This window comes from Rhizobacter sp. P3_B12 (genome assembly GCF_056402895.1).
Window position 1 is genome coordinate 1 of record NZ_JBFUGN010000224.1, and the last position, 7564, is coordinate 7564.

2 protein-coding genes are annotated in these 7564 nt (G+C 69.9%); one reads left to right on the forward strand and one right to left on the reverse strand.

Annotated elements, in window-relative coordinates:
- The first annotated feature begins 2 nt into the window (after window positions 1–2).
- Entirely contained in the window at window positions 3–5651 is a 5649-nt protein-coding gene (locus tag AC1D01_RS14120) for an immunoglobulin-like domain-containing protein (RefSeq protein ID WP_477867200.1), read from the forward strand.
- A 24-nt stretch (window positions 5652–5675) separates the two neighbouring features.
- On the opposite strand, the gene AC1D01_RS14125 is transcribed toward AC1D01_RS14120, so the two are convergent.
- Window positions 5676–7564: EAL domain-containing protein (locus tag AC1D01_RS14125; RefSeq protein WP_477867202.1), on the reverse strand; the 1889-nt coding region annotated here is incomplete at its 5' end.

Below are 7564 nucleotides of genomic sequence, written 5' to 3' on the forward strand. Positions count from 1 at the left end.
TCGTGTCGCACAGCGGCGCCAACTACGAGCAGCTCGCCACCGGCAGCACCGCCAGCACCACCGTCACCGACAGCGCCAGCGTCACCACGGTGAACCTGAGCGCGTCCACCGCGTCGGTGGCCGAGGGCGGCAGCATCGTCTACACGGTCTCGGTCACCGCGCCGGTCACCGCCACGCCCTTCGTCGTGACGCTGAGCAACGGCCAGACCGTCACCATCCCGGTCGGCCAGAGCAGCGCCGACAGCGCGCCCTTCGCGGTGCGCGGCGACGACGCCTATGCGCAGGGCACGCAGGTGCTGAACGTCGGCGTCACCGGCACGGCCGGCGGCAACTACGAGACCGTGACGCACACCGCGACGGTCGGCACTGGCGTCAGCGACGACGCGGACACGACGACGGTGACGCTGAAGGCCTCGACCGCCACCGTGGCCGAAGGCGGCAGCATCGTCTACACCGCCGAGCTCGACCATGCGGTCAGCGGCCAGGACCTGGTGCTGACGCTGAGCAACGGCCAGACCCTCACGATCGCCGTCGGCCAGACCAGCGGCAGCAGCGCCGCCTTCGCGGTGCGCGCCGACGACGCCTACGTCCAGGGCACGCAGGTGCTGAACGTGGGCGTCAGTTCGCACAGCGGCGGCAACTTCGAGGCACTGGACACCAGTGGCACGGCCAGCACCGACGTCACCGACAACGCCACCCAGACGACCGTCACACTGACGCCGTCGACCGGCGCGGTGGCCGAAGGCGGCGCCGTCAGCTACACCGTCACGCTGAACCAGGCCGTGACCGGCTCGGACTTCAGCGTCGCGCTGAGCAACGGCCAGACCGTGACCATTCCGGTGGGCCAGAGCTCGGCCGTCAGCGCGCCGATCGTGCTGCGCGCCGACGATGCGCATGTGCAGGGCACGCAGACGGTCTCGGTGGGCGTCACGGGCACCAGCGGCGGCAACTTCGAGGCGTTGGACACCGGCAGCACGGCCCGCACCGACGTCAGCGACGACAGCGATGCCACCGTGGTCMCCCTCAGCGGCCCGACCGGGCTGGTGCTCGAGGGCGATACCGTCAGCTACACCGCGACGGTCGGCCACCCGGTGACCGGCTCCGACCTGGTGCTGCACCTGAGCAACGGCCAGGACATCACGATCGCGGTCGGCCAGACGACCGGCAGCACCAGCCCGGTGGTGGCGCGCGCCGATGACGTCTATGCCCAGGGCAGCGCGACGACGGTGGTGGGCATCACCGGCCACAGCGGCGGCAACTTCGAGGCGCTGACGACCGGCAGCACCGTCAGCACGACGGTCAGCGATGACGGCGACCTGACGACGGTGAGCCTGTCAGGCGCCTCCAGTGTGACGGAGGGTGGCGCGGCAGGCTATACGCTGACGCTCAGCAGCCCGGCACTCACGACAGTGACGGTCACGCTGACCTATGGCGGCGCGGCCGCGAACGGCGGCGACTACACCGGCGTGACCACGGTCACCATTCCGGCCGGCAGCAGCAGCGCGAACTTCACGCTGCCGACCGCCGCCGATGGTCGCGACGAAGTCAATGAGACCATCGTCGTGTCGATCGGAACGGTCAACGGCGGCGGGTTCGAGGCGATCGCGCCGCACGCCACCGACAACAGCGTGACCACGACGCTGGTCGACAACGACCCGACGCCGTCGCTGTCGATCGGCGACGTGACCGTCAACGAAGCGGCCGGCACCGCGACCTTCACCGTGACGCTGTCCGCGGCCTCGGACCAGACGGTCACCGTCGGCTACGGCAGCGGCAACGGCACGGCCACCGCCGGTTCCGACTACACCACCGTCGCCGGCAACCTGATCTTTGCTCCGGGCGTCACCACGCAGACGRTCACCGTGGCGATCAACAACGACAACGTGTACGAAGGCAACGAGGCCTTCAACGTCGTCCTSGGCTCGCCSACCAACGCCACCRTCGGCACSRGCACCGSTGTCGGCACSATCGTCGACAACGACACGCCGACRCTGASCGTGTCCAGCCCGACGGYYGTCGARGRCGCGGGCTWYGCGGTSTTCACYGTCKCGCTGTCCAACCCGTCGTCGCTCGCGACCACGGTCAACCTGGGCCTCGCCAACGGCACCGCCACCGGCGGCGGAGTCGACTACGGTTCGGGCACCTCGAACAACCTGCAGGTCTCCACCGACGGTGGCGCCACCTGGACGGATGCCAGCTCAGCCACCATCGCCGCAGGCAGCACCAGCGTGCTSGTGCGCACCCCGGTCRCCAACGATGCGCTGAACGAAGTCAACGAGACSTTCTCGYTGACCGCCACCACCTCGGCCGGCACGACCTCGAACGCCTCGGCTTCGGGCACCGCCACCGTCACCGACAACGATCCGACGCCATCGCTGTCGATCGGCAGCGTCGCCGTCAACGAGGGCGCCGGCACGGTGACCTTCRCCGTCACGCTGTCGGCYGCCTCCGGCAAGACCGTCACCGTCGGCTACGACACSGCCAAYGGCACSGCCACGGCYGGTTCCGACTACACCGCCATCTCCGGCGGGTCGCTGACCTTTGCTCCGGGTGTCACCACGCAGACGGTCACCGTKRCGATCAACAACGACAACGTSTACGAAGGCAACGAGGCCTTCARCGTCSTCCTCGGCTCRCCGACCAACGCCACCATCGGCACGRGCACSGSTGTCGGCACSATCGTCGACAACGACACSCCRRCGCTGAGCGTGTCCAGCCMGACGGTCGTCGARGACGCGGGCTWYGCGGTSTTCACYGTCKCRCTGTCCAACCCGTCGWCGCTCGCSACCACGGTCAACCTSGGCCTSGCCAACGGCACYGCYACCGGCGGYGGCGTCGACTAYGGCTCGGGCRYSKCSAMCAACCTGCAGGTCTCCACCGACGGTGGCAGCACCTGGACCAACGCCACGGCCGCCACCATCGCCGCMGGCAGCACCAGCGTGCTSGTGCGCACCCCGGTCACCAACGAYGCGCTGAACGAAGTCAACGAGACGTTCTCGCTGACCGCGACSACCTCGGCCGGCACSACCTCGAACRCCTCGGCTTCGGGCACCGCCACCATCACCGACAACGATCCGACGCCCTCGCTGTCGATCGGCAACGTCACCGTCAACGARGCRKCCGGTACRGCCACCTTCRCCGTCACGCTGTCGGCTGCCTCCGGCAAGACYGTCACCGTCGGCTACGACACSGCCAACGGCACCGCCACGGCTGGTTCCGACTACACCGCCRTCWCCGGCGGGTCGCTGACCTTYGCYCCSGGTGTCACCACCCAGACGATCACGGTGGCGATCACCAACGACACGCTGGCCGAAGCCTCGGAAACTTTCAACCTGACGTTGAACGGCGCCACCAACGCGACGATCGCCACTGCCACCGGCGTCGGCACGATCATCGACAACGACCAGCCGCCGTCGATCGATCTCGACCTGAACAACTCGACCGCCACCGGCCTGGGCTACGCGACGACCTACACGGAGAATGGCACCGGCATTTCCATCGCCGACACCGACATCAAGATCACCGATGTCGACAGCAGCACGCTCGCCAGCGCCATCGTGACGCTGACCAACGCGAAGAGCGGCGACGTTCTCTCGGTCGGCACCTTGCCCACCGGCATCACCGCCACCGTCTCCGGCGGTGTCGTGACCCTGAGCGGCTCCGCGACATTGGCGAACTACGAGACGGCGATCCGCGCGATCACCTTCTCCAACACCAGCGATACGCCGGACACCACCAACCGCGTGATCACCGTCACCGTCAACGACGGCAACAGCAACAGCGCCCCGGCGACCACCACGATCACCGTGGTGGCCGTCAACGACGCCCCGGTGGCCCGCAACGACGATGGCCAGATCAATGCCGGCAGCACGCTGGGCGTGAGCACCAATGACGGCGTGATCATCTCGGCGCCCAAGCCGGCCAACGCCGACACCGATCCCGACGGCGACGCCCTGAGCGTTGCCCGTGCGATCGCCGGCTCAGGCACGCCGACCACCGCCATCACCACGGGCGGCACGGCCATCACCGGCACCTATGGCACCCTGACGCTGAAGAGCGACGGCAGCTACTCCTACGTCGCCGACAACGCGAACGCGCTCGCCACGGGCAGTTTCGTCACCGATGTGTTCACCTACCAGGTCCGCGACCCGTCCGGCGCTACCTCCAACGCCACGCTGACCATCCGCGTCGATGGTCAGGCCGACACCGTGACGGCCGGCGCGCCGTCCACGACGGTGATCACCAACACCCAAGGCCTGAACGGCGAGTACTACGGCTACAACGACAGCGCCGTCTCCGGGAGCAACCGCCGCCACGCCGACGACGGCAGCGTCGGCAACCTCGACCGCGTGTCCGACTTCAACACGCTGGTCAATGCGCGCAACGCGACGATGGGCGGCAGCAACAACATCCTCGGCACCTCGACGGCCGCCGTCACCGGCACCGTCGACGCCCGCTTCATCGCCAAGACCATCGACTACGGCAGCTCACCCGACGTCAGCAACTCGCTCGGCTCGAACATCAACGTCGCGGCCGGCGGATCCACCACGGGCCTGACCGACAACAACAGCGCGCTGTTCAAGTTCCTGCACCGCACCGCCGGCAGCGACGCCGGCTCGCTGAGCGTCGAGAGCGGCACCGCTCCCGGCAGCGCCGGCAGCGGCGGCCCGACCAACGGCCTGGGCAGCACCACCGACGCAGGCGTGCGCCTGACCGGCGAGGTGTACATGGCCGCCGGCACCTACGACATCCGCGTCACCGCGGACGACGGCTTCCGCCTGATGCTGGACGGACACCAGGTCGCGATCTGGGACAACGTCCAGTCGCCGACCACCCGCGTCTACACCGGCGTGCCGATCACCGGCGGGCTGACGGCGCTGGAGTTGCTGTACTGGGAGCAAGGCGGCAGCGCCGTGCTGAAGATCGAGGTCAAGGCCACCGGCTCGGCCGACACGACCTACCAGACGCTGGGCACGAGCAACTTCGCGATGTTCAGCGACGCGAATGCGCCGACGCTGTCGGACACGCAGGACATCGTGATGAGCGGCGGCCAGTACGTGATCCGCACCGGCTCCACGCTGGACGGCGGCGTCGGCAACGACACGCTGACCGGCAGCGCCGCCCGCGACAAGCTGATCGGCGGCGCCGGCAACGACGCGCTGAACGGCGGTGACGGCGCGGACACGCTGATCGGCGGCAAGGGCAACGACGCGCTGACCGGCGGCATTGGCCACGACGTCTTCCAGTGGAAACTCGCCGACCAGGGCACGACCGCCGCACCGGCGCGCGACGTGATCACCGATTTCGACAACACCGCCAACTCGGGCGACGTGCTGGACCTGCGCGACCTGCTGGTCGGCGAGCTGCACACGGCCAACACGGTGACGACGGCTGCCCCCATCGGCACCAACAACGCGACGGCGATCACGGTCGACCACGGCAACCTGAACAACTACCTGCACTTCTCGGTGGTGGGCGGCAACACGGTGGTGGAGGTCAGCACCGGCGGCGGCTTCACCAACGGCACCTACAACGCGTCGGCGGTGAACCAGGTGATCACGCTGAACGGCGTCAACCTGGTGAGCACCTTCACCACCGACAACCAGGTGCTGGACGACCTGCTGCGGCGCGGCAAGCTGGTGGTGGATTGATGGCGGGCGGGCCGCCCGCCCGCTTCAACTGTTTTCGCTGATCCAGGGCCCGGTGGCCCCGTCGATGCCGCACTCCCACAGGCGCTGCGCATCGGCGGCGCTGCTCACGCCCTCGGCGTACACCTGCAGCGACAGCCCGTGCAGCAGCGTCACCGTGCCGCGCACGAAGGCGGCGCGGTTCTCGTCGCTGCCCACGCCCTGCACGATGGCCGCGTCGAGCTTCACGTAGTCGATCCCGGCCTCGAACAACCGCGGGATCTTGCCCAGCCGCTCGCCGGCATGCTCGAGCCCGAGCCGGATGCCGGTCGGGCGCAGCTGCCGGCCGAGCTCCTGCAGCAGCCCGAAGTGCTCGACGGCCGCGCTCTCCGCCACCTCGAGCCAGATCAGCCGCGCCACCTGCGGCGCATTCCACAGCAGCGCGCGCAGCCGTGCCGAGAAGCCGCTGTCGGCCAGCGACGACGGCGACAGGTTCACGCAGCGCGGCTTGCCGTCGCGCGCCGCATCGCGCAGCGCAAGCGCGAGCGCGCATTCGTCGATGTCGACCGTGAGCCGGCTGCGGATCGCCAGCGGCAGCCAGCGCGCGGCCGGCTCGTACACGCCGTTCGGCTCCAGCTGCAGGCGCAGCGGGCACTCGAGGTGGATCAGGTCCTTGCGCACGTTGACCAGCGGGAAGCTGACCAGGTGGGCGCGCTGCTGCCCGATCGCATCGCGGATGCGCTGGCGCCATGCGCCCTCGCCCAGCATCGCGACGGCGACACTGCCCTCGCCGCCCAGCTCCACCGCGAACGGCCCGCGGCTCTCGGCGCGCGCCAGCGCGGCATCGGCCTCGCTCATCACCTGCGCCATCGTCATCTCGCGGCGCAGCTCGAGCGCGCCGACGCTGACGCCGGCCTCGGCACTGAGGTTCGGCAGCACCAGGCTCAGCGCATCGGACAGCGCCTGCGCGGTCTCGCGCGCCATGCCGGCCACCGGCAGGCACAGCGCGAAGTCCGAGCCGTTCAGGCGGCCGATGAAGCAGCCCTTCACCCGGTCGCCGTACGGCCGCAGCGCCTGGGCCACGGTGGTGATCATCCGGTCGGTCTCGGCATGGCCGAGGGCCCGGTTCAGCCCGGCGAGGTCGAGCACGCGCAGCAGCACCAGGCCGCCCTCGGCCGCGCCGTCCTCGCGCTGCAGCATCACGGCCAGCTGGCCGAGGAAATGCGCCCGGTTCGACAACCCGGTCAGCCGGTCGCAGTTGGCCTGCTGGCGCAGCCCTTCCAGCTGCTCGGCCTGCGCCTGGAACGTGATGCGCAGGCGCCCCACCATCGTGTTCATCGCCTGCGTCATGCGGCGCAGCTCCGGCACGCCGGGCTCGGGCACCGTGATGAACTCGCCGCGCACCAGCGCCTGCGCCTGGTCGACCACCGAATCGAGCGGCCGCCGGATGCGCCGGATCATCAGCGTGCCGACGCCGCCGGCCAGCAACCCGACCACCCCCAGCGCCAGCGCCGACCACAGGCTGCTGCGCCACAGTTCGTCGTGCGCGTAGCCGCTCTGGCTGATCAGCTCGACGCGGCCGAGCGCGCGCCAGCCGTCGGATACCTGCGCCACGCCCTGCGGGGCAGAGATCGGCACCAGCCGCGCGAACCAGCCCGGCGCCTCGCGCGGGCCGCCGGAGGCCTCGCGCAGGAAGGCCACGCTGCCGTCGCTCGCGACGAAGCGGATGCGGCTGTAGTAGCCGCTGTCGAACTGCGCGGCCAGCAGCAGGTTCATCAGCTCCTTGTCGCCATGCTGCTGCGACAGCGCGAGCGCCAAGGCTGTCGCGTTGTCGGCGTTCTTCACGCCCAGCTGGGTCTGCAGGTAGCCGCGTGCCGATTCGACCGCGACGGTCACGCTGCCGGCAAAGGCCAGCAGCACCGTGCCCAGCAGCAACA